18 protein-coding genes are annotated in these 23,263 nt (G+C 38.9%); 13 read left to right on the forward strand and 5 right to left on the reverse strand.

The window, feature by feature from the left end; genetic code table 11:
* Window positions 1-51: 51 nt before the first annotated feature.
* The gene (gene gltS / locus ASU1_RS01890; protein ID WP_014991166.1) at window positions 52-1,269 is read right to left on the reverse strand and encodes a sodium/glutamate symporter; all 1,218 of its coding nucleotides are present in this window, start codon (window positions 1,267-1,269) and stop codon (window positions 52-54) included.
* A 260-nt stretch (window positions 1,270-1,529) separates the two neighbouring features.
* Between gltS and ASU1_RS01895 the strand changes: the two genes are divergently transcribed.
* The 5 genes from ASU1_RS01895 to lptD all read left to right on the forward strand — a co-directional run bounded on the left by ASU1_RS01895 (window position 1,530) and on the right by lptD (window position 8,198).
* Complete coding sequence (locus ASU1_RS01895; RefSeq protein ID WP_014991167.1) at window positions 1,530-3,188, forward strand: putative transporter; 1,659 nt, start codon at window positions 1,530-1,532, stop codon at window positions 3,186-3,188.
* Window positions 3,189-3,342: 154 nt separating this feature from the next.
* Complete coding sequence (gene yihI / locus ASU1_RS01900; RefSeq protein ID WP_014991168.1) at window positions 3,343-3,921, forward strand: Der GTPase-activating protein YihI; 579 nt, start codon at window positions 3,343-3,345, stop codon at window positions 3,919-3,921.
* Between the two features lie 14 nt (window positions 3,922-3,935).
* Window positions 3,936-4,403, forward strand: a complete 468-nt coding sequence (locus ASU1_RS01905) for a DUF2489 domain-containing protein (RefSeq protein WP_039194926.1) — start codon at window positions 3,936-3,938, stop codon at window positions 4,401-4,403.
* Between the two features lie 30 nt (window positions 4,404-4,433).
* The gene (hemN, locus tag ASU1_RS01910; protein WP_014991170.1) at window positions 4,434-5,801 is read left to right on the forward strand and encodes an oxygen-independent coproporphyrinogen III oxidase; all 1,368 of its coding nucleotides are present in this window, start codon (window positions 4,434-4,436) and stop codon (window positions 5,799-5,801) included.
* 66 nt (window positions 5,802-5,867) lie between these two features.
* The gene (gene lptD / locus ASU1_RS01915) at window positions 5,868-8,198 is read left to right on the forward strand and encodes an LPS assembly protein LptD (RefSeq protein WP_014991171.1); all 2,331 of its coding nucleotides are present in this window, start codon (window positions 5,868-5,870) and stop codon (window positions 8,196-8,198) included.
* A 153-nt stretch (window positions 8,199-8,351) separates the two neighbouring features.
* Here the strand turns inward: lptD and purH are convergent, their stop codons facing one another.
* Entirely contained in the window at window positions 8,352-9,941 is a 1,590-nt protein-coding gene (gene purH / locus ASU1_RS01920; RefSeq protein ID WP_005619692.1) for a bifunctional phosphoribosylaminoimidazolecarboxamide formyltransferase/IMP cyclohydrolase, read from the reverse strand.
* A gap of 434 nt (window positions 9,942-10,375) precedes the next feature.
* On the opposite strand from purH, the gene ybeY reads away from it, so the two are divergent.
* The 3 genes from ybeY to ASU1_RS01935 all read left to right on the forward strand — a co-directional run bounded on the left by ybeY (window position 10,376) and on the right by ASU1_RS01935 (window position 15,160).
* Window positions 10,376-11,593 carry an rRNA maturation RNase YbeY gene (gene ybeY / locus ASU1_RS01925; RefSeq protein WP_414826798.1) on the forward strand — a complete coding sequence of 406 codons (1,218 nt, stop codon included), beginning with the start codon at window positions 10,376-10,378 and terminating at the stop codon, window positions 11,591-11,593.
* Between the two features lie 175 nt (window positions 11,594-11,768).
* Complete coding sequence (gene apxIIC, locus ASU1_RS01930) at window positions 11,769-12,251, forward strand: RTX-II toxin-activating lysine-acyltransferase ApxIIC (RefSeq protein WP_012263032.1); 483 nt, start codon at window positions 11,769-11,771, stop codon at window positions 12,249-12,251.
* A gap of 38 nt (window positions 12,252-12,289) precedes the next feature.
* Window positions 12,290-15,160, forward strand: a complete 2,871-nt coding sequence (locus tag ASU1_RS01935; RefSeq protein ID WP_005615301.1) for an RTX family hemolysin — start codon at window positions 12,290-12,292, stop codon at window positions 15,158-15,160.
* A 156-nt stretch (window positions 15,161-15,316) separates the two neighbouring features.
* On the opposite strand, the gene ASU1_RS01940 is transcribed toward ASU1_RS01935, so the two are convergent.
* Window positions 15,317-16,357: an IS481 family transposase gene (locus tag ASU1_RS01940; RefSeq protein ID WP_005603118.1), complete on the reverse strand. Its 1,041-nt coding sequence runs from the start codon at window positions 16,355-16,357 to the stop codon at window positions 15,317-15,319.
* Between the two features lie 119 nt (window positions 16,358-16,476).
* Here ASU1_RS01940 and ASU1_RS01945 point away from each other — a divergent pair, with 119 nt between their 5' ends.
* The 3 genes from ASU1_RS01945 to ASU1_RS01955 all read left to right on the forward strand — a co-directional run bounded on the left by ASU1_RS01945 (window position 16,477) and on the right by ASU1_RS01955 (window position 18,801).
* Complete coding sequence (locus tag ASU1_RS01945; protein WP_005597646.1) at window positions 16,477-16,776, forward strand: hypothetical protein; 300 nt, start codon at window positions 16,477-16,479, stop codon at window positions 16,774-16,776.
* A gap of 411 nt (window positions 16,777-17,187) precedes the next feature.
* Window positions 17,188-18,309, forward strand: a complete 1,122-nt coding sequence (locus ASU1_RS01950) for an IS1595 family transposase (protein WP_005608124.1) — start codon at window positions 17,188-17,190, stop codon at window positions 18,307-18,309.
* Window positions 18,310-18,531: 222 nt separating this feature from the next.
* Window positions 18,532-18,801, forward strand: a complete 270-nt coding sequence (locus ASU1_RS01955; RefSeq protein WP_005597642.1) for a GNAT family N-acetyltransferase — start codon at window positions 18,532-18,534, stop codon at window positions 18,799-18,801.
* A gap of 36 nt (window positions 18,802-18,837) precedes the next feature.
* Here ASU1_RS01955 and dacB read toward each other — a convergent pair whose 3' ends face one another.
* Window positions 18,838-20,280, reverse strand: coding sequence for a serine-type D-Ala-D-Ala carboxypeptidase (gene dacB / locus ASU1_RS01960; protein ID WP_005608120.1), 1,443 nt, complete (start codon window positions 20,278-20,280; stop codon window positions 18,838-18,840).
* A gap of 83 nt (window positions 20,281-20,363) precedes the next feature.
* Between dacB and greA the strand changes: the two genes are divergently transcribed.
* A complete protein-coding gene (gene greA, locus ASU1_RS01965) occupies window positions 20,364-20,840 on the forward strand; it encodes a transcription elongation factor GreA (RefSeq protein ID WP_005608118.1) in 477 nt (158 codons plus the stop codon).
* An 81-nt stretch (window positions 20,841-20,921) separates the two neighbouring features.
* On the opposite strand, the gene prmB is transcribed toward greA, so the two are convergent.
* Window positions 20,922-21,866 (reverse strand): 50S ribosomal protein L3 N(5)-glutamine methyltransferase, encoded by a 945-nt coding sequence (gene prmB, locus ASU1_RS01970; RefSeq protein WP_039194927.1) that lies wholly within the window; start codon window positions 21,864-21,866, stop codon window positions 20,922-20,924.
* A gap of 90 nt (window positions 21,867-21,956) precedes the next feature.
* Here prmB and bioA point away from each other — a divergent pair, with 90 nt between their 5' ends.
* On the forward strand, window positions 21,957-23,255 hold the full coding sequence (bioA, locus tag ASU1_RS01975) for an adenosylmethionine--8-amino-7-oxononanoate transaminase (RefSeq protein WP_005597632.1): 1,299 nt from the start codon (window positions 21,957-21,959) through the stop codon (window positions 23,253-23,255).
* Window positions 23,256-23,263: the final 8 nt, after the last annotated feature.

The raw sequence follows: 23,263 nt of genomic DNA on the forward strand, positions 1-23,263 counted from the left end.
ACAGTAAAAAAGAAAGGGCACTAATTAAAGTGCCCTTTACTTTATAGACTATTAACGTAAGAACTCAACAAACCAAGTAATTACACCTAAGTTTAACAGGTCTACGAAGAATGCGCCGACCAATGGTACGATTAAGAAAGCTTTATGTGACGGACCAAAGGTCTCTGTTACAGATTGCATATTAGCTACCGCGGTTGGGGTTGCACCTAAACCGAAACCACAGTGACCAGCAGTTAAAATTGCCGAATCGTAATCTTTGCCCATTACACGGAAGGTCACGAAGTAGCCATATAGAATCATCACTAATGTTTGTACGGTGAGGATAATTAACATTGGGCCGGCAAGACCTGCTAACTCCCAAAGCTTAATGCTCATAAGTGCCATCGCTAAGAATAAGCTTAATGATGCATTACCGAATACGTCAATCGCGCGGTCAAACATATCAAATTTAAATACGGCAGTTAGAACATTACGTAAAATTACACCGAAACCTAATGCCCATACGAACTGCGGTAAACCTAAATCAGGGAAAGAATTTGCCATCACTGATGAGAACGCTAAACAAGCAGCAAATAATGCCATGGTTTCAATGGTTGAGCTTGCAGTGATAAAACGCACACTGTCTGCATCTTCAAAAGTACTGTCATCGTACTGTTCCGCTGAAGCATCCACTTTTTTACTGTGTTGTTTGCGGTCTTTCTTCATTTTATTGACTAAACGGCGCGCAACCGGACCACCGATTAAACCACCCGCAACTAAACCGAATGTTGCTGATGCCATCGCCATTTCCATAATACCGCTGATGCCATATTGCTCAGAGAAGATTTTTGCCCATGCCGCACCAGTTCCGTGACCGCCGGTTAATGTGATTGAGCCAGTAATTAAACCCACAAGCGGATCTAAACCTAATGCCGTTGCAAGACCAACGCCTACCGCATTTTGGATAACAATGAAAACACCTACAATAATGAGGAAGATCACAAGGGGCATACCACCTTGTTTTAAACGAGAGAAGTCAGCTGATAAACCTACAGAGGCGAAGAACGCTAACATAAATGCGTTTTGTAAGCTTTTTTCAAATTGGAAAGAAATGCCTGCCCAGTTATACAGGCAGAAAATAACGGTTGCTGCGACTAAACCACCGGCTACTGCTTCAGGAATATTAAAGTCTTGTAGAAATTTAATTTTACCAACTAAAAAGCGCCCTACGAGAAGAACGAGTGTAGCAGCAATAAGTGTGTGGTAACCGTTAAGAATTATTGGTTCCATAGGTGCTCCTCTAAAATGTTAAATGAATGTTTAAAAATAGATATTACCCGATACTAGAACAAACATTTTGATTTGTCAAAGGGGCTGGATAAGAAAAATTATTTATAAAATTAGAAAAACTTATCCAATTATCCACATAAATTTTGAGGAAGATCAGTTTTTTGAGTAAACAAGCGCTTATTTCTTGAATTAGTTCGCATTTTTTGTTTTTCGGCTTTGATAAAATTTCCTTAGTTATTATTTTATCGTGGAGACTCAACATGAGTGATATAGCAATTATAGTAAGCTTATTGTCATTAGTCGCCGTATTGGGCTTATGGCTTGGGCACTTAAAGATCAAAGGTGTGGGACTGGGTATTGGAGGCGTTTTATTCGGTGGGATAATCGTTTCTCATTTTTCCACATTGTACGGTATTAAAATTGATGCGCATACTTTGCATTTTATTCAAGAGTTCGGTTTGATTTTATTTGTATACTCAATCGGTATTCAGGTGGGACCGGGCTTTTTCGGTTCTTTAAGACAATCCGGCTTAAAGCTCAACGGTTTTGCGATCTTAATTGTGCTGTTAAGTGGTATTTTAGTTGCCTTAATTCACCTTATTTTTGATGTACCTTTGCCAGCTATTTTGGGGATTTTCTCCGGTGCGGTGACTAATACACCGTCTTTAGGGGCGGGTCAACAGGTGCTTGCCGAATTAGGCGGAGAAAATACCACCGCTGTAATGGGAATGAGTTATGCCATTGCTTATCCGTTTGGGATTATCGGTATTTTGCTTTCGATGTGGCTAGTACGAATTCTATTCAAAATCAATATAGACAAAGAAGCCGCTGATTTTGATAATAGCCAAAATCAACAAAAAGAGGGACTTGATACCTTAAATGTTCGCCTAATTAACCCGAATTTAGGCGGACTAAAATTAAAAGAAATTCCTGATTTTGAAAGCCATAAAGTGATTTATTCCCGCTTAAAACGCGGTGAAGAGCTACTTGTTCCTAAAGTAGATACGGTTTTACAACTGGGAGATGTTCTACATTTAGTTGGCGAGAAAGCTATGTTACATAAAATGCAGCTGATCTTAGGGGAAGAAGCGCATATTTCATTATCGACAAGAGGGACGTGCTATCGTTCTGAACGAGCAGTGGTGACTAATGAGAATGTCTTCGGTAAGAAAATACGCCATTTAATGCTAAAAGGTAAGTATGAAGTGGTGATTTCTCGTTTGAATCGAGCAGGGGTAGAACTGATTCCTAATGGTGAAATGACATTGCAGTTTGGTGACGTACTGAATTTAGTCGGTCATCAAGAAGATATCGAAACAGTGCGAGCGATTATTGGTGACGCTCACCAAAAATTACAGCAGGTGCAAATGTTACCGATCTTTGTTGGGATTGGCTTAGGCGTATTATTAGGTTCCTTACCGCTTTATGTGCCGGGGTTTCCAGTCGCATTAAAATTAGGTCTAGCTGGAGGCCCGTTGGTCGTGGCGCTAATTTTAGCGAGAATTGGTAGTATCGGTAAGCTTTATTGGTTTATGCCACCAAGTGCGAACTTGGCATTACGCGAAATCGGGATTGTATTATTTTTATCTGTGGTGGGGTTAAAAGCCGGTGCTAATTTCCTTGATACCTTGCTCAGTCCGGAAGGGCTTTCATGGATGGGATACGGTGCTATTATTACTTTTGTTCCATTAATGGTAACGGCATTGATTGCGCGTATTTATGGCAAGATGAATTATCTTTCATTATGTGGTTTACTTGCCGGTTCAATGACAGATCCGCCGGCATTGGCATTCGCTAATGAAATTAAAGACGGAAACGGTGCGGCAGCGCTTTCTTATGCGACTGTTTACCCGCTAGTGATGTTTTTACGTATTATTTTACCTCAATTACTCGCTATTTTGTTGTGGGCTGCCAGTTAGTTAAAAGCTTTTAACGATAGATAGCGGTCGGATTTAAAGAAATTTTTGCAAAATTCTCCGAGAATCTGACCGCTATTTTCATTTCATCTCTGTTCAGCAAATCAGATTCCTTGTAGAATAATCGTTTAATTTTTTATAGAAAAGAATAGATATTATGAGCCGTACTAAAAAAACACGTCGTATTACCGACATTATGCCTGCTAGAAAAGCAGATAAAAAACCGGAACAACCTAAATTAGGTGGCGGTAAAAACCGTAAACCTACACGTTATGAACTTGATGCAAAAGCCCGTGAAGAAAAGAAAAAGCGTAAACATAAAGGCTTGCCGACAGGTTCACGTAATGTAGATCCGGCAGAACAGAAAAAAGCAGTAGTGAAAGAGGTGAAAGATCCTCGTATCGGTAGCCGTAAGAAAATTCCACTTATGGTTGAATTTGTGAATAAACCGGAGAAAGGTCAAACGATTAAGCCGGTGCCGTTAGAAGAATATAAACCGCATTTATCTCCAGAACTAGAACTTGAACAATTAGAGAATAATGAGATCTTAAATCAATTATTAGATGAAATTGAAGCGGGTAAAACGTTATCGGCTAAAGATCAAAAATTCGTAGATGAATGTTTAGATCGCATTGACGAATTAATGACTGAATTAGGTATCCAAGACGAGGATGAAGATAACGGTGATGCGTTACTTCGCCAATTCGAAACCATGGATATTAACCAATTTAGATAAAATTAAAAAAGCGTATGATTCGATTTTTTCTCCTTATTCTTGCGATATTAGTTGTGCTTTCAATGGCAGGATATGCGATCTACTTAATGTTGAGATTGCGCAAGCAAAATGCTGAACAGAAAGTATTACTTGCACAAGCAAAACAGGCTCAGAAAGCACGTTTCGAGCGAATTATTGACAGTATTGATGTGATTGCGAGAGCTATGCTTTCCGAACAATGTGATTTTTCGGAAGGCGTTTTGCGTTTAAAACCATTACTTGATGTATTAGGCAAACAACTAAGTCAATATCCAGCGATGTGGGCGCTGTATCAAGTTGTCGAAAATATGCCGATTTTAGACGAGCGTAAGGCGTTAAAACGTAATGAACGCATGAAGCAAGATTTACTTCGTCAATCGAAAGAAGTCGAGTTAGAAGAGCAAATTAAAACGGAATGTCATCAATTACTCATTGATATCGCACAGTTGAAGATTACATTATAGTGAGTGACTCCTATCTTTGAAGGAAATCCAATGTCAGAAATTATTTGGGATTTAGCCCTTATCCAAAAATATAACCAATCCGGTCCTCGTTATACGTCGTATCCAACGGCGTTAGAGTTTAGTGAAAGCTACACTGATGATGATTTTAAAGCGGCAGCAGAACGCTACCCGAATCGTCCGTTATCACTTTATGTGCATATCCCATTCTGCCATAAATTATGCTATTTCTGTGCGTGTAATAAAATTATTACTCGTCATCAGCATAAAGTAGATATTTATTTGGACTATCTTGAAAAAGAAATTAAAACGCGTGCTCCACTTTTCACAAATCGTACGGTAACGCAAATTCACTGGGGCGGTGGTACGCCAACGTATTTGGATGAAGCACAATCCGAGCGTTTAATGGCGATGCTACGCAAGCATTTTAACGTGAGCGATGATGCTGAAATCAGTATTGAAATGGATCCGCGTGAAATTGAATTGGATATGTTAGATCATTTGCGTCGCATTGGATTTAACCGTATCAGTATGGGGATTCAAGATTTCAACAAAGAAGTACAAAAATTGGTAAATCGTGAGCAAGACGAAGAATTCATTTTTGCTTTAATGAAACGTGCGAAAGAGCTTGGTTTCACTTCCACCAATATTGATTTGATTTACGGTTTACCAAAACAAAATGTCGAAAGCTTTATGTACACGCTTGAGCGTGTTATTGAGCTGAACCCAGATCGTATGAGTGTGTTTAACTATGCGCATTTGCCAAGTCGCTTTGCCGCGCAAATCAAAATTAAAGACGATATGTTACCGCCTCCGGAAACCAAATTAACGATTCTACAAAAAACGATCGAGTTTTTAGGTGATAACGGCTATAAATTCATTGGTATGGATCACTTTGCTAAACCGGATGATGAGCTTGCCATTGCGCAGCAGCAGGGTGTGTTACACCGTAATTTCCAAGGTTATACTACTCAAGAAGAATGCGATTTGTTAGGCATGGGTGTCTCTGCGATTAGCTTACTTGGCGATACTTACGCACAAAATCATAAAGAATTACAACAATATTACGCAAACGTAGAAGAAGGTGGTATTGCGTTACATAAAGGCTTGGCATTAAGTAAAGATGACGGCATTCGCCGTGACGTGATCAAAGCACTGATTTGCAACTTTAAGTTGGAATTCGACCGCTTGCAGGCTGAATATCAGATTGATTTTAAAAAGTATTTTGCCGAAGACTTAGCGCTACTTGAGCCATTAGCAAAAGACGGTTTATTAGAAATTACCGAAAACAGCATTGTGGTTTCGCCTAGAGGCCGCTTGCTAATTCGTAATATTTGTTTATGTTTTGACGTATATTCAAGACAGCTTGCGAAAAGACAGCAATTCTCAAGAATTATTTAAGTAAAAGGTGTGTTTACATACTTTTAGAATTTACGATGGGCGAGCCCATCCACATAAGGAACTATTATGAAAACTCGTTATAGTGTTCTTTCTGTTGCAATGATGACAGCGTTTTATGCTCAGTATGCGCAAGCGGATTTGAGAGAACAGTGTCTATTAGGTGTACCGCATTTTCAAGGTGAAGAAATTCAGGGTGATCAAACCTTGTTACCGGTTGAAATCGAAGCGGATAGCGCAGTGATTAATCAGCCTAAAGATGCGACTTATACCGGTGATGTTGCGATTAAACAAGGTAACCGATCTATTCTTGCAGATGAAGTACGAGTAGAACAAAACGGTGAGCAGTCTCGCCGAGCATTTTTGAAAGGGAAATATCAATATCAAGATAACCTTATTCAAGCGCAAGGTCGTGATGCGGCAATGGATCTCAGTGCTGAAACAGCGGACTTACAGAATACCGAATTCCAATTAGTGGGTCGCCAAGGGCGAGGCACGGCAGAAAGCGGTTCATTTAGTAAAAATAAACGCATTTTAAAAAATGCCAGTTTCACTGCGTGTTTGCCGGATGACAATGCATGGTCGATTGAAGGCAACGAAATGATTCAGCATGTTGATGAAGAATATGCTGAAATTTGGCACGCACGTTTTAGAGTATTGGGAATGCCGGTATTTTATTCTCCATATTTGCAATTTCCAATTGGTGATCGTCGCCGTTCAGGGTTATTGATTCCAAGTTTTAGCCGTTCGAGTAAAGATGGTTTTACTTATTCTCAGCCATTTTATTGGAATATTGCGCCGAATATGGATGCAACGATTACACCAACCTATTACTCACGCCGAGGCTGGCAAATTAGCCCAGAATACCGTTATTTAACCCAATTGGGCGAAGGTATTATTGCGGGTGAATATATGGGTAAAGATCGTTTAGACGAATATAAGCCGGATGATAATGACCGCAAGCGTTATTTAATGCATTGGCGCCATAATATGAGTTTCTTAACTGATTGGCGTTTATATGTGGACTATACCAAAGTAAGCGACAAACGTTACTTCTCTGATTTCGATTCGGAATACGGTAGTAGTACGGACGGCTACGCTACTCAGCAATTTAAATTAGGTTATTATCAACCAAATTATAATTTATCGATTTCGGGTAAGAAATTCCAAACATTCGATGAGCTGGATGTAGGGCCATATCGCGTATTACCGCAAATTGATTTTAATTACTATAAAGATAACTTAGTAAAAGGAAGTAATTTTAAACTCTTTGCACAAGCGGCTCGTTTTGAGAACGATAGTCCATTAATGCCGAAAGCGTGGCGTTTTCATGTAGAACCGACACTGAATTTCCCGTTTGCAAACCGCTATGGTAGCTTAAATTTCGAAACAAAGCTTTATGCGACCCATTATATTCAAGAGAAGGGTAACAGTAATCGAGCGGGTGAAATTGATAAAAATGTTACTCGTGTTATTCCTCAAGTAAAAATTGATCTTCAAACGGTACTAGAAGCAGATAAGCAATTATTTAAAGGATTCAATCAAACATTTGAACCTCGAGTCCAATATGTTTATCGCCCATATAAAGATCAAAGTAATATTGGTTCAAGCTTAAATCGAAGTGTAAGTTTTGGTTATGACTCTACGTTATTGCAGCAGGACTTTTATAGCTTCTTTAATGATCGTTCATTTAGTGGTTTAGATCGTATTGGATCAGCAAATCGCCTGACAGCAGGTGGAACAACACGCTTTTATAGCGATAAAACAGGTGCTGAAGTGTTTAATTTTAGCGCAGGACAAATGTACTATTTAAGTCCGTCTAAAATTTCTGATGATTTCCGTACTACAGGCCGATCATCTTCATGGGCATTGGAATCTAACTGGAAGTTCCACCGTAAGTGGAATTGGCACGGAGCTTATCAGTATGATACGCGTTTAAACCAAACCTCGTTAGCTAATACGTCATTACAATATAAACCAAGCCAAGATAAGCTTGTTCAGCTCAATTATCGTTTTGCAAGTAAAGATTATATTAATCAGAACTTGCGTAGCAATGCGTATGGACAAGATATTAAACAGGTTGGTGCGGTGGTTGGTTGGGAACTAACAGATCGCATTGCATTTATGGCAAGTCATTATCATGATATTGCACTCAAGAAACCAGTAGAGAGCCAATTCTCTATGAATTATAACACTTGTTGCTGGAGTGCTAATGTATATGTGGCTCGTAAGCTGACTGCAACGCCAATCGGCGCGCCAGATACCATTAAGGATTTATATTACGATAATAAATTTGGGGTGAATTTTGAATTGCGCTTCGGTACGAATTATAGTAGCGGCGTTCGCAAAATGCTGAAGAAAGGTTTAATTCCTTATACAGAGCAATACGGCATTAACTAATGATATAAAACAAAAGCGAGAGAAATCTCGCTTTTTTTATGGCTGTAGCTTAAAGAAAGCGGTCTATTTCCCTTTATGTTTTGCAATTCAATTAGAACGGAGGAGGAGAGTTTGCAAAGGTTTAGAGAAAATAGACCGCTTGTTCGGACATAATTAGTGACGGAAGTGGCGCATACCGGTTAACACCATTGCCATACCGTGTTCGTTAGCAGCATCAATCACTTCTTGATCTCGCATTGAGCCACCCGGATGGATTACGCAAGTAATGCCGACTTTAGCTGCCGCATCAATACCGTCACGGAATGGGAAGAACGCATCTGAAGCCATTACGCAGCCAGCAACTTGTAAGCCTTCGTCTTCCGCTTTAATACCGGCAATTTTCGCTGAATAGACACGGCTCATTTGGCCTGCGCCGATACCGATAGTTTGACCGTTTTTCGCATAGACAATCGCATTTGATTTCACATATTTTGCTACTTTCCAGCAGAATAATAAGTCTTCAAGCTCTTCTTTGCTTGGTTTACGTTCGGATACCACTTGTAAATCGTCAATTGAAACCGAACCTTGATCCGCATCTTGCACTAATAAACCGCCGTTTACACGTTTGAAATCTAAACGTTTTTGCGCTTGAGTAAATTCACCACATTCTAAGACACGCACATTTTTCTTCTTCGCAAGCGCTGCTTTTGCCGCTTCTGAAACGCTTGGAGCAATAATCACTTCCACAAATTGGCGTTCTGCGATCGTTTGTGCCGTTTCACCGTCTAATTCACGGTTGAAAGCAATAATACCGCCGAATGCTGATGTCGGGTCGGTTTGGTAAGCACGGTTATAAGCTTCTAAAATGTCTTTACCTAATGCCACACCGCAAGGGTTAGCGTGTTTCACAATCACGCAAGCCGGTTCTGCAAATTCTTTTACGCACTCAAGTGCCGCATCGGTATCCGCAATATTGTTATAAGAAAGTGCTTTACCTTGTAATTGTTTTGCGGTTGAAACAGAAGCTTCTTTCACTTCGTTTTCTACATAGAATGCTGCATTTTGATGTGAGTTTTCACCGTAACGCATGGTTTGTTTGCGTACGAAATTTAAGTTTAATGTACGAGGGAATTGACCGCAGACTTGAGTTAAATCTTCTTCCTCAGCACCTTGGTATGGCGGGACAAGTTTACCGAAGTAGTTTGCAATCATTGAATCGTATTGTGCCGTATGTTCAAATGCTTTAATTGCCAGGTTGAAACGCGTTTCAAGGGTTAATTCGTTTTGGTTTTGATCCATTTCGGCAAGAATTGCATCAAAATCGTTATTATTCACCACGATCGCCACATCTTTATGGTTTTTCGCTGCAGAACGCACCATTGTTGGGCCGCCGATATCAATATTTTCAACCGCATCCTCTAAGGTGCAATTTGGATTCGCAACCGTTGCCGCAAACGGATATAAGTTTACTACCACTATATCAATACGTTCGATACCGTGTCGGTTCATCACTTCATCATCCGTACCGCGGCGACCAAGAATACCGCCGTGTACTTTTGGATGTAGAGTTTTTACACGACCGTCCATCATTTCAGGGAAGCCTGTGTAGTCCGATACTTCCGTGACCGGTAAGCCTGCTTCAGCTAACAGCTTTGCCGTACCGCCTGTCGAAAGTAATTTTACACCACGAGCGGCAAGCCCTTGTGCAAATTCTACAATACCTTTTTTGTCAGACACACTTAATAACGCCTGTTGAATCGCCATTTTTCTAAGTTCCTTAAAATGAATGTTAAATAAATACTTTTCTAGTATAACGCAAACGTTTGCTTTTTTCATTAGCAAGCGGTCGAATTTGCAAAGTTTTTCAGTATTATGTAGCATTTGCACAAACATTAAATATTTCGTAGGGGCGGGGATAAACCCCGCCCCTACATAAATTTTCCTAAAATCAACTTTTGTGCGACTGCTACATAATACCGCTTATGTCTGCTTAAATTTTATTAAACAGCACCCTGTTATTGAATATATTTTATGAAATTTCTAGTCTTACTCCCCTATATTTACTTAGATTTAACGATTTAATTTAATAGGTAAATAAATAGAATTTCAAATTAAAAAAGTCATAGTTTTCCCCTTCCCTCTTCGGGTAAAATAACCAGCAATTTAGATTTAAGGAAAAAGTATTTATGACAACACCAATGATTGATTTACAGATTGCCTGTGAAAATAGTGAAAATTTACCCAGCTTAGAACAATTAACTCTTTGGGTGCAAACAGCGCTGGCTTATGAAGCTCAAACGGAGGATTTTCCTGAAACGGAAATGACTATTCGCATTGTTGATGAAGCCGAGAGCCACGAATTAAACCTGACCTATCGTGGTAAAGATAAACCAACCAATGTACTCTCTTTTCCTTTTGAAGTGCCGGAAGGTATTGAATTGCCGCTATTAGGCGATTTAGTCATCTGCCGCCAAGTGGTAGAAAAAGAGGTGGAAGAACAGCAAATATCCCTTGAATCTCATTGTGATGAAATTCATCACACTCATCAAAAAAATATAACAAAAACCGACTTTTATCGTCTTCTTGCCGCAGCGCACTATAAAACAACGCCTACGGATTTACGCCGTTTATTTGATGGCGAAAATCAGATTTTATTTCCTTATTCAGAAAACGGGCAACTTATTGGTGGGATTTGGGCGATCAATGAAGGAGGGCTAGATAATGAACTTTCTCAAGCCATTTGGCGAGGAGAACGGCGCCCTCAAGGGAATTTAGTGGCGCAATATCTTTGCTATCAAGGTAATCTACCCGAAGCTCCGCAGTTATACTCTATCCGAATTTCTCGTATTGCCGTTGAACCTCATTTCCAAAATCAAGGTATTGGCAAGCGGTTAATTTCTGATTTCATTTTGCAAATCTCAAAACAAAAACAACCGCTTGTTGATTTTATTTCGGTGAGTTTTGGACAAACCGAAGCATTAACCTATTTTTGGCAACAATGCGGTTTTGAATTAGTCCAAATTACGCCGAATAAAGAAGCCAGTAGTGGTTATTACAGCGCAATGATGCTCTATCCTTTAACGGAGAAAGGCAAACAATTTGTCAAAAAAGCGCAAATGCAATTTAGCCGAAATCAAGCACTTTTGCCCCATATCCAAAATGGCAATCAAAAAATGACTAAATATCTCAAGCTAGATAAAACTGATTGGCATGACTTATACGGTTTTGCTTATGCACAACGTTCTTTCCAAGTAAGTTATGCCAGTTTAAAAAGACTTTATTGGCAATATCCTGAACAATTTTCTGCGATGAAAGGTATTTTTGAACGTGAAGAGCCATTACCCAACAACAAAAAGCAATGGCTTAACCATTACAGAACGTTGGTACAAAAAATTTTACAGGAAAATGATGGATAGTCCTTAACAAAAATTAATGTTTTATTTCCTATAAAACATCCGACCAGTATTATTTTTGATTAAAAAAAGAACAAACAGATCATGACAAACGTTTGCCTTGTTTTCCTTCACAAAAATATTATGGTTTTTTATTTAGAATAAATTATCTATATTCATTTTTTAGGGAATGGGAGGGATGATGCTAAAAAATGATTTTAACGTATTGGGACAAATTGCTTGGTTATGGGCAAATTCTCCAATGCACCGAAATTGGTCAGTTTCACTGTTAATGAAGAATGTTATTCCTGCAATTGAAAATGACCAATATTTGTTACTAGTTGATGATGGTTTTCCTATTGCATATTGCAGTTGGGCCAAATTAACTCTAGAGAGTGAGGCTCGCTATGTAAAGGACACCAATTCATTAAAAATAGATGATTGGAATGCAGGAGATCGTATATGGATCATTGATTGGATTGCCCCATTCGGGGATTCATCTCTATTGTATAAACATATGAGACAACGTTTTCCATACGATATTGGAAGGGCAATTAGAATCTATCCTAGCAAAAAAGATACTGGAAAAATCATATATTTAAAAGGAGGAAAAATAACAAAAAAAGTAGCTGAAAAGACATTTCTTCAGTATGAGCAAGAGTTAATAACAGCTCTACAATAATATCTTTAAATGATCAATTATATAAAGGAGACTCTTTTATGTCAAAAATCACTTTGTCATCATTAAAATCGTCCTTACAACAAGGATTGAAAAATGGGAAAAACAAGTTAAATCAAGCAGGTACAACACTGAAGAATGGTTTAACTCAAACTGGTCATTCTCTACAGAATGGGGCTAAAAAATTAATCTTATATATTCCTCAAGGCTATGATTCGGGTCAAGGAAATGGAATTCAAGATTTAGTTAAAGCTGCTAATGATTTAGGTATTGAAGTATGGCGAGAAGAACGCAGCAATTTGGACATTGCAAAAACTAGCTTTGATACAACTCAGAAAATTCTAGGTTTTACTGATAGAGGAATTGTATTATTTGCACCTCAGCTAGATAATTTATTAAAGAAGAATCCTAAAATTGGCAATACATTAGGAAGTGCTTCTAGCATCTCACAAAATATAGGTAAAGCCAATACTGTATTAGGTGGTATTCAATCTATTTTAGGATCTGTTTTATCTGGAGTAAATCTGAATGAATTACTTCAAAATAAAGATCCTAATCAATTAGAACTTGCAAAAGCAGGGCTAGAACTGACTAATGAATTAGTTGGTAATATTGCTAGCTCGGTGCAAACTGTAGATGCATTTGCAGAACAAATATCTAAACTAGGTTCACATTTACAGAATGTGAAAGGATTAGGAGGATTGAGTAATAAATTACAAAATCTACCAGATCTAGGAAAAGCAAGTTTAGGTTTGGACATTATCTCTGGTTTACTTTCTGGAGCATCTGCAGGTCTCATTTTAGCAGATAAAAAGGCTTCAACAGAAAAGAAAGCTGCCGCAGGTGTAGAATTTGCTAACCAAATTATAGGTAATGTAACAAAAGCGGTCTCATCTTACATTCTTGCCCAACGAGTCGCTTCAGGTTTGTCTTCAACTGGTCCTGTCGCTGCATTAATCGCATCTACAGTTGCACTAGCTGTTAGCCCTCTTTCATTCTTAAATGTAGCTGATAAGTTTAAACAAGCTGATTTAATCAAATCATATTCTGAACGCTTCCAAAAATTAGGATATGATGGAGATCGTTTATTAGCTGATTTTCACCGTGAGACAGGAACTATTGATGCTTCTGTAACAACAATTAACACTGCTTTAGCAGCTATCTCCGGTGGAGTTGGAGCTGCAAGCGCGGGTTCTCTAGTCGGAGCTCCAGTTGCGTTACTCGTTGCTGGTGTTACGGGACTTATTACAACTATTCTAGAATATTCTAAACAAGCCATGTTTGAACATGTTGCAAATAAGGTTCATGACAGAATAGTTGAATGGGAGAAAAAACATAATAAAAACTATTTTGAGCAAGGTTATGATTCTCGTCATTTAGCTGATTTACAAGACAATATGAAGTTTCTTATCAATTTAAATAAAGAACTTCAGGCTGAACGCGTAGTAGCTATTACCCAACAAAGATGGGATAACCAAATTGGAGACCTAGCGGCAATTAGCCGTAGAACGGATAAAATTTCCAGTGGAAAAGCTTATGTGGATGCTTTTGAGGAGGGGCAACACCAGTCCTACGATTCATCCGTACAGCTAGATAACAAAAACGGTATTATTAATATTAGTAATACAAATAGAAAGACACAAAGTGTTTTATTCAGAACTCCATTACTAACTCCAGGTGAAGAGAATCGGGAACGTATTCAGGAAGGTAAAAATTCTTATATTACAAAATTACATATACAAAGAGTTGACAGTTGGACTGTAACAGATGGTGATGCTAGCTCAAGCGTAGATTTCACTAATGTAGTACAACGAATCGCTGTGAAATTTGATGATGCAGGTAACATTATCGAATCTAAAGATACTAAAATTATCGCAAATTTAGGTGCTGGTAACGATAATGTATTTGTTGGGTCAAGTACTACCGTTATTGATGGCGGGGACGGACATGATCGAGTTCACTACAGTAGAGGAGAATATGGCGCATTAGTTATTGATGCTACAGCCGAGACAGAAAAAGGCTCATATTCAGTAAAACGCTATGTCGGAGACAGTAAAGCATTACATGAAACAATTGCCACCCACCAAACAAATGTTGGTAATCGTGAAGAAAAAATTGAATATCGTCGTGAAGATGATCGTTTTCATACTGGTTATACTGTGACGGACTCACTCAAATCAGTTGAAGAGATCATTGGTTCACAATTTAATGATATTTTCAAAGGAAGCCAATTTGATGATGTGTTCCATGGTGGTAATGGTGTAGACACTATTGATGGTAACGATGGTGACGATCATTTATTTGGTGGCGCAGGCGATGATGTTATCGATGGAGGAAACGGTAACAATTTCCTTGTTGGAGGAACCGGTAATGATATTATCTCGGGAGGTAAAGATAATGATATTTATGTCCATAAAACAGGCGATGGAAATGATTCTATTACAGACTCTGGCGGACAAGATAAACTGGCATTTTCGGATGTAAATCTTAAAGACCTCACCTTTAAGAAAGTAGATTCTTCTCTCGAAATCATTAATCAAAAAGGAGAAAAAGTTCGTATTGGGAATTGGTTCTTAGAAGATGATTTGGCTAGCACAGTTGCTAACTATAAAGCTACGAATGACCGAAAAATTGAGGAAATTATTGGTAAAGGAGGAGAACGTATTACATCAGAACAAGTTGATAAACTGATTAAGGAGGGTAACAATCAAATCTCTGCAGAAGCATTATCCAAAGTTGTGAATGATTACAATACGAGTAAAGATAGACAGAACGTATCTAATAGCTTAGCAAAATTGATTTCTTCAGTCGGGAGCTTTACGTCTTCCTCAGACTTTAGGAATAATTTAGGAACATATGTTCCTTCATCAATAGATGTCTCGAATAATATTCAATTAGCTAGAGCCGCTTAATATTCAAATCATAGCAATCCTATGGTGTAAATTATAGGATTGTTATTTTTTTAAAGGAGAAGTTATGGAACCCAATAAAAATAAGGATCTTGGTTTATCTGTAGAAAATCAAACCTAATCTGACAGTTCCCGTTTAAAATTACCGTGTCTGTCAGATTAATTTGAGCTTAAATTCTTTTCTGCCCAAATCCGTTTTCCATCAAGTAATGTTGCCATCGGTGTTCTGCCACAGCACACTTTTCCTTGATGTGTTCGATGGTGATTATAATACATTAACCACTCATCTAAATCAGCTTGTAATGTCGCTAAATCCGTATATATTTTCTTCCTAAATGCGACTTGGTAAAATTCTTGTAAGATAGTCTTATGAAAACGTTCACAGATACCATTCGTCTGTGGATGCTTCACTTTCGTTTTAGTATGCTCTATGTCATTTATCGCTAAATAAAGCTCATAATCGTGATTTTCCACTTTGCCACAATATTCACTGCCACGGTCGGTGAGAATACGCAACATCGGTAATCCTTGGGCTTCAAAGAACGGCAGTACTTTATCATTGAGCATATCTGCAGCGGCAATTGCGGTTTTCATTGTGTAGAGCTTTGCAAAAGCAACCTTACTATAAGTATCAACAAATGTTTGCTGATAAATGCGTCCAACACCTTTTAAATTACCTACATAAAAGGTATCTTGTGAACCTAAATAGCCCGGATGAGCGGTTTCAATTTCTCCACTCGATATATCATCCTCTTTCTTACGTTCTAGGGCTTGGACTTGACTTTCATTTAGAATAATGCCTTTCTCAGCCACTTCTTTCTCTAGTGCATTTAAACGCTGTTTAAAGTTAGTAAGATTATGACGTAGCCAAATGGAACGAACACCACCGGCTGAAACAAACACACCTTGCTTGCGAAGTTCGTTACTCACTCGAACTTGTCCGTAAGCTGGAAAATCTAGAGCAAATTTTACAACAGCTTGCTCAATGTGCTCGTCTACTCGATTTTTGATATTCGGTACCCGACGAGTTTGCTTAAGTAATGCTTCAACACCGCCTTGCGCTACGGCTTGTTGATAGCGATAGAATGTATCTCGGCTCATTCCCATCGCTTTACAAGCTTGAGAAATGTTTCCGAGTTCTTCTGCTAAATTGAGTAAACCGGTCTTGTGTTTAATGAGCGGATTGTTAGAATAAAACATGAGAGTTTCCTTTTTTGTTTAGATTGAATTTTAGACACTCATATTCTAAACGGGAAACTCTCATTTTTATAATGATTTGTCAGATCAAGTCTGATCTTCTACAGCCAAGTCGAAAACAAGTGGATTTAATTGCTAAAGCGCAAGATCACATGGCTAGGGATAGTGATAAATATATCCTTCGTATGAATATTGACTTAGATAGTATGAAGACATTTATAAGAGCAGGATGTAATTATTTTACTTATTGGGATAATCTTGCAAGAATAGAAAGTGATTCATCTTGTATTGCAACAAAATTAGCCGATGCCGAAATCAATATTTTCAAATCTAATGATATTAAAGATAAGGATGGCTTTACTATCCCTTATGAAAAACGACGCTGGATTTTAGTCGATACCATTCCAGTGAAATGGGAATAATTATCCCCATTTATGGAGTTCGTCTTTTAGATGAACTCCTATTGTTTATAATTCGATAAAATTAGCTTTCTCACAGCAACTCAGCAATGAGTTGCTTTTTTATTTGACAGAAAAACAACGTAGATCTATATTAAATACCGTTCATCGTTGATGAACATCTACAATTTGCCAATGAACCATTTATTTATATTTAGCCTAGTTTCTTTCAAAGAAGCAAAGCGAACCATATAGGCGTAGAGACCTTTATTAAGGCTCTATTTCGGTTTGCAACTCATTTATTAAAGTCCACGTATTTCTTGTGGCAGTACGGTATTCAAGGCAAAACGCTTTGAGCCGACCTGAAAATTCAGGTGGGTGATTTTTTATGTCTGGCGTTTAGCTTTGAGTGCCTTGTACACACAAGGAATACTTATGGCTCATTACTTACTTTCCAGCAAATCTAAAACATTATCCCTTAAACACATCTTCCGCCTAAGTGAAGATGAAGCCTTCCGACTTTTAAAAGCAAACCGTTGGGGCAATCCTGATAATCTTCACGATGTTTGTTGTCCGCATTGCGGCATACGCCATCACGCTTATTTTCTTCAATCTCGCAAACGTTGGTGCTGCAAACATTGCCAACGCCACTTCTATATTACGACTAATACAGCATTTGCTTTTCATAAATTACCGTTTGTTGATATTTTGGCAGCAACTCTTCTCTTTGCGAATGAAGTCAAAGGAATTTCGGCAATAACAATGAGCCGTCATCTTAATATCAGTTATAAAACGGCATTCGTCCTTTGCCATAAATTGCGTGAAGCCCTATTCAAAACTCGTGATTTAACTCCGTTACAAAGGGAAATTCACGAAGATGGGACGTTGATTAACTATAAGCTACGCAAAGCAAATTTTAAAAAGAATCAACATAAACAACGAGATAAAAAGACAAACTATCCTAAATTGAGACCAACTAAACGTTTCATTATCAGCCTAAATCAACGTGCTTCTAATGATGAAACATTGTGGGGCTCAAATAGAACTATTGTCGCAATGGATTACACCGAAAACGCTAACATCGTTCTCGCCTTAAACCATCGTTTTGTAAAAGCAGGTAGCGATATTATGTGTGATGAAAACCTAGCCTACAAAGGTCTGGATTTTCACTACACTCGTTGGAGTGTTAATCATAAAGAATGTTATAGTGCCAAAGGTGTGAGTAATAATCTCGCCGAATCCTTTAACGCTCGTTTCCGTGATTTACATCGTGGTGTACATCACAAATGCGATAACAAATACGCCCTACATTATGCCAACCAAGCGGCATTTATGTCAGATAATCGCCAAAAGTCTAATGGTGAGCTATTTAGTGATATTCTCAAACGTTGTTTATGGATATTGCCATTAAGGGAATGGGTGGGTTACTGGCAAGGAAATCATCGCACGCAAGAGCTTATCGGTATGACTGCATTTAGCCCCGAAGAAATTTCCCAGTCCTACTTCAAAAATCTCAATGAAAGAATGAAGTACGAACAAGAGTTACTGGCAGCCTAATTTGTTTAACTAAAAAACGAATTGAAATGTAAGTACAGGGAAATCAGCTAAAATTTGCCAAAATAAATGCCCTTAACGATTAAGGGCATCAAAAATTTTACTGCGGCTAAGATTGCATTTTAGGCTTTGTGCAACTGCTACATAATACCGAAGTTTTTTGTAAAAATGACCGCTTGCAGGAAACAGAAAGAAGCGTAGAATGCAGAAAATATAGGAGGCGTTATGATTAAACATGATTTAGATAATTTTGAGTTTAGCTATCTAAGCGAAGAGGGAATCAAAGCCGGAAGATTACGTTATCGCTATATTAAAGATAATGTGATTGACGCTTATACCACCAAAGTGGACGAAGCTTTTCAAGGAAAGGGGATTGCCGGTGAGCTTTATGCCGCATTAATTGCATTCGCTCAAGAAAAAGGGCTAAAAATCAAGCCAAGTTGTAGTTATATTGAAGTAAAAATGCGGAGAAGTCATCAGGATTTAATTGCATAAGTAAAAGGCACTCGTCAGGAGTGCCTTTTAGGGAAATTATTCGTTAAAGAGCGCCATATAAAATTTATTTTCAAAATTCACTAACGGCGCACGTTTGGTTTTACTTTCCAGCTCGCCGGTTGAATAGCCGTTTACAAATTGTACAAAGGCGATACGTTCACCTCGCGCATTTTTCATAAAGCCCGCCAGATTATATACCCCTTTCAGTGAACCGGTTTTGGCAATCAGATTTTTCGCCAGCGGTTCGACGGAGATAGAGCCCCTACCGGAAATCGTACCGTCCACACCCGCAATCGGGAAGGTTTCAAACAGCTGTAATTGCGCTTCATTTTTTGCAATATATTCAAGGGCTTGCAACATCGTTTCCGCATTGATTTGGTTATGACGAGAAAGACCTGAACCGTCTGCGACAATACTATTTCCAAAGGTAACGCCCGCTTTAGATTTTAATAAAGTGCGTAATACGTGACTAGCTAACGGAAAAGACGCCGGACGATTATGCTGCTGATTGGCAATGGTTCTGAATAGACTATCCGCAATTTGGTTATCGGATTTTTTCATCATTTTTTTCAGAAGTTCCGGTAACGGAGCAGACCAATGTTCCGCCAACAAAGTACCTTTTTGCGCATTAAGCGGTTCTTGAATTTTCCCTTCAAAAGCAATGCCTAGGCGCTTCAAATTCGCTTTAATCAAATTTGCACCATAAGTAGCGGGATCTTGTACGGAAAAACTCAATCCGAACGGTTCCGCTTGGCGAGCCATACAGCCTTTGATTTGATAGCGGTTGTTGTCATTAACTACGACATCCAACTGGCAATAAGGAGCTTCCGCTTTATCGACGATATAAGCGGAGCTAAATACTTGTACCGGATAAGCGGAAGGCACATTAACTTTGGCAAAATCACCGACTTTTTGATTGGCGTCTAAATTGACATAAAAACAGTTGTTATCCACATTGACGGCTGCCGGCGGAGCGTTAAAGCACATAGTTAAATCATTCCAAATCCAGCCCGCTGCTTTATCGTGGCTGGCAAAAACAGAGGTATCTAAAATTAAATTACCTTCTATTTTTTCAATACCTTGTTTTTTTAATTGTCCGATAAGCTGATAAAGCTGACCGCTAGTGAAATCCGGATCACCTGTGAATTTGGCGATTAAATCACCTTTTATTATTCCGTTTTCCACTTTTCCATTCGTTAATAAAGCCGTTTGAAAGCGAAAATCATTCGGTAAAACCAATTTGGCGGCAAGTGCGGTAAATACTTTTTGTGTACTTGCCGGCAACATAAAAACATCACTTTGATATTGTGTAATAATTTGATTGGTTTCGAGGTTTTTCGCAATAAAACTGGCGGAGGCACCTGCCGGTAAATTGGTGAGAAGCTCCGAGGTATTTATTTCGGCAAAAGAAATACTCGGAATAAAGATACTCGTCAGTAAAAGATTTTGAATGTATGAGCGAACGGATTTTAACAACATATAAATTCGGGAGTTGATATTTTTAACAAGACGTTGAATAATAGTCCTTTAAACTATTTTAGTAAACTTGAAAAGGATAAATAATGAAACAAATTCCTATGACGGTGCGTGGAGCAGAATTGCTTCGTGAAGAATTAGAATTTCTAAAAAATGTTCGCCGCCCACAAATTATTGATGCTATCGCAGAAGCACGCGAACACGGCGATTTAAAAGAGAATGCCGAATACCACGCGGCACGTGAACAGCAAGGTTTCTGTGAAGGTCGTATCCAAGAAATCGAAGGTAAACTAGGTAATGCACAAATTATTGACGTTACTAAAATGACAAATAACGGCAAAGTGATTTTCGGTGCAACCGTCAGCTTAGTAAATGCGGACACCGAGGAAGAAGTGACTTATCGCATTGTCGGTGACGATGAAGCGAATATTAAAGAAGGCTTAATCTCGGTCAATTCTCCGATTGCCCGCGGCTTAGTCGGTAAAGAAGTGGACGATTCGGTCAGCATCGTAACGCCGGGCGGTAAAGTGGAATTTGATATTATTAATGTGGAATATATTTAATCCGAATTCCGTATAAAGTTAAGCGGTCATATTTCTTCAAAATTTTGTAAAAAAGGAAGAAATATGGCCGCTTTTTTAGGTCTATTGGAACAACTGATGGTGTTTTACTAATTCCTCACGAGTGAGGGCAAATACACCGAGTCCGCCGTTTTTGAGTCCAACCCAGTGGAACGGTACGCTTGGGAATTGTTCCATTAAATGCACCATACTGTTGCCGACTTCGCAAACTAATACACCGTTATCCGCCAGATAATTCGGTGCTTCGGCAAGAATACGCTTGGTAATATCTAAACCGTCAACGCCGGAACCTAATGCTAATTCCGGTTCGTGGTGGAATTCTTGCGGCATATCGTCTAAATCTTCTTGATCCACATACGGCGGATTGGTCACGATTAAATCATATTTATCTTGCGGAATATCGGTAAATAAGTCTGAGCTGATTGGGAATACGCGATGTGCAACTTGATGACGCTCGATATTAATTTGTGCCACGTCTAACGCATCAAGCGATAAATCGACCGCATCAACTTCTGCGTGCGGGAATCGTTCGGCACAGGCAATCGCAATACAGCCGCTACCGGTACACATATCTAAAATACGTTTCGGTTCGGCACGTAAAATGCCGGTAAATCCTTGTTGAATTAATTCGCCGATTGGTGAACGAGGCACAATCACACGTTCGTCCACATAGTATTCCGCACCGCAGAACCAAGCGGAATTAGTTAAATATGCCACCGGTTTACGCATACCTAGGCGTTGAATCACCATCTCGATAATACGTTCTTTTTCAATGCGGGTCAGGTTAGAGGAATACATCGCTTCCGGCACGTCAATCGGTAAATTTAACGCACTTAATACCAATTGATGAGATTCGTCCCAAGGATTATCCAATCCGTGACCATAGTAAAGATCCGAAGCGTTGAAATAGCTATATGCCCAACGCATCATATCTTGAATCGTTTTTAAATCATCCGCTGCGGATGACTCGGTAATTTCTTCTAATAATTCTAAGTTATGTTCAAACATAGTTGCCCCTTTTATATAAGTTAAAGCAGGCTTATTCTATACCGATATAGTTTTTTGCGCTAGAATTCCGCAAAATTAAAGGAAATAAAAATGAGAACGACCGAGCTTATCGAACTAGACCAAAAGCATATTTGGCATCCTTATTCTTCCATTACTCATCCTATTCCCACTTATCCGGTAGAACGTGCTGACGGTGTAATAATTACACTTAAAGACGGTAAAAAATTGATTGATGGAATGTCTTCATGGTGGGCTGCATTACACGGCTATAACCATCCTCGATTAAATCAGGCGGCAACCGAACAATTAAGCAAAATGAGCCATATCATGTTTGGTGGCTTGACTCACGAGCCGGCGGCTAAACTTTCGCAAAAATTATTGGAAATCTTACCGCCTGAGCTGAATAAAATTTTCTTTGCTGATAGCGGCTCGGTAGCAGTTGAAGTCGCTATGAAGATGGCATTGCAATATGCGCAAGCAAGCGGTCAAAAAAATGCTAAAAAACGCACTAAATTTGCCACTATTCGTTCCGGTTATCATGGCGATACTTGGCATGCGATGTCAGTTTGTGATCCCGTTACTGGGATGCACGGTTTATTCAATTCCAGTTTACCGGTGCAATATTTTCTGCCGCAACCGAGTGTGAAATTTGGTGAAGCATGGCGAGATGAAGCGATTTTGCCACTACAAGATTTATTTGAACAACATGGCGATGAGATTGCCGCATTAATTCTCGAACCTGTTGTACAGGGCGCAGGTGGGATGTATTTCTATTCGCCGGTTTATTTACAAAAAGCAAGAGAATTATGTGATCGTTTCGGGATTCTGTTAATTTTCGATGAAATTGCAACCGGCTTCGGGCGGACTGGCAAATTATTTGCGTTGCAACACGCTGAGGTGGTGCCGGATATTATTTGTTTGGGCAAAGCACTCACCGGCGGTTATTTGACTTTATCTGCAACCGTTACTACAGAAAAAGTTGCAACGGTCATTTGCGAAGGAGAAGCAAAATGTTTTATGCATGGCCCGACATTTATGGCGAATCCGCTTGCCTGTGCGATTGCTTATGAATCGATTAATTTATTATTAGAAAGTGATTGGCAAGCCAATATTCAACGTATTGAACGGCAATTAATTGAGGAACTCGCACCGGCAAAACACTTTAAATCGGTAGCGGAAGTACGAGTATTAGGCGCAATCGGTGTATTAGAAATGCAACAGCCGGTTGATTTGGTACCACTACAAAAATTATTTGTCGAACACGGCATTTGGGTTCGCCCTTTCGGCAAACTGGTTTATATTATGCCGCCGTTTATTATTAGTCAGGCGGAATTAACCCAACTCACTAGCGCATTATTGCAAGTATTAAAAATAGCTTATAACGAATAAAACGTAAT

This window comes from Actinobacillus suis ATCC 33415, assembly GCF_000739435.1.
Taxonomy (GTDB): Bacteria; Pseudomonadota; Gammaproteobacteria; order Enterobacterales; family Pasteurellaceae; genus Actinobacillus; species Actinobacillus suis.

Coding starts and splice junctions, on each gene's coding strand:
- ASU1_RS01895 (WP_014991167.1), top strand. CDS start 1,530: ATGAGTGATATAGCAATTATAGTAAGCTTATTGTCATTAGTCGCCGTA.
- ASU1_RS01905 (WP_039194926.1), top strand. CDS start 3,936: ATGATTCGATTTTTTCTCCTTATTCTTGCGATATTAGTTGTGCTTTCA.
- ASU1_RS01935 (WP_005615301.1), top strand. CDS start 12,290: ATGTCAAAAATCACTTTGTCATCATTAAAATCGTCCTTACAACAAGGA.
- bioA (WP_005597632.1), top strand. CDS start 21,957: ATGAGAACGACCGAGCTTATCGAACTAGACCAAAAGCATATTTGGCAT.
- apxIIC (WP_012263032.1), top strand. CDS start 11,769: ATGATGCTAAAAAATGATTTTAACGTATTGGGACAAATTGCTTGGTTA.
- gltS (WP_014991166.1), bottom strand. CDS start 1,269: ATGGAACCAATAATTCTTAACGGTTACCACACACTTATTGCTGCTACA.
- dacB (WP_005608120.1), bottom strand. CDS start 20,280: ATGTTGTTAAAATCCGTTCGCTCATACATTCAAAATCTTTTACTGACG.
- greA (WP_005608118.1), top strand. CDS start 20,364: ATGAAACAAATTCCTATGACGGTGCGTGGAGCAGAATTGCTTCGTGAA.
- purH (WP_005619692.1), bottom strand. CDS start 9,941: ATGGCGATTCAACAGGCGTTATTAAGTGTGTCTGACAAAAAAGGTATT.
- hemN (WP_014991170.1), top strand. CDS start 4,434: ATGTCAGAAATTATTTGGGATTTAGCCCTTATCCAAAAATATAACCAA.
- yihI (WP_014991168.1), top strand. CDS start 3,343: ATGAGCCGTACTAAAAAAACACGTCGTATTACCGACATTATGCCTGCT.
- prmB (WP_039194927.1), bottom strand. CDS start 21,866: ATGTTTGAACATAACTTAGAATTATTAGAAGAAATTACCGAGTCATCC.
- ASU1_RS01950 (WP_005608124.1), top strand. CDS start 17,188: ATGGCTCATTACTTACTTTCCAGCAAATCTAAAACATTATCCCTTAAA.
- lptD (WP_014991171.1), top strand. CDS start 5,868: ATGAAAACTCGTTATAGTGTTCTTTCTGTTGCAATGATGACAGCGTTT.
- ybeY (WP_414826798.1), top strand. CDS start 10,376: ATGATTGATTTACAGATTGCCTGTGAAAATAGTGAAAATTTACCCAGC.
- ASU1_RS01955 (WP_005597642.1), top strand. CDS start 18,532: ATGATTAAACATGATTTAGATAATTTTGAGTTTAGCTATCTAAGCGAA.
- ASU1_RS01940 (WP_005603118.1), bottom strand. CDS start 16,357: ATGTTTTATTCTAACAATCCGCTCATTAAACACAAGACCGGTTTACTC.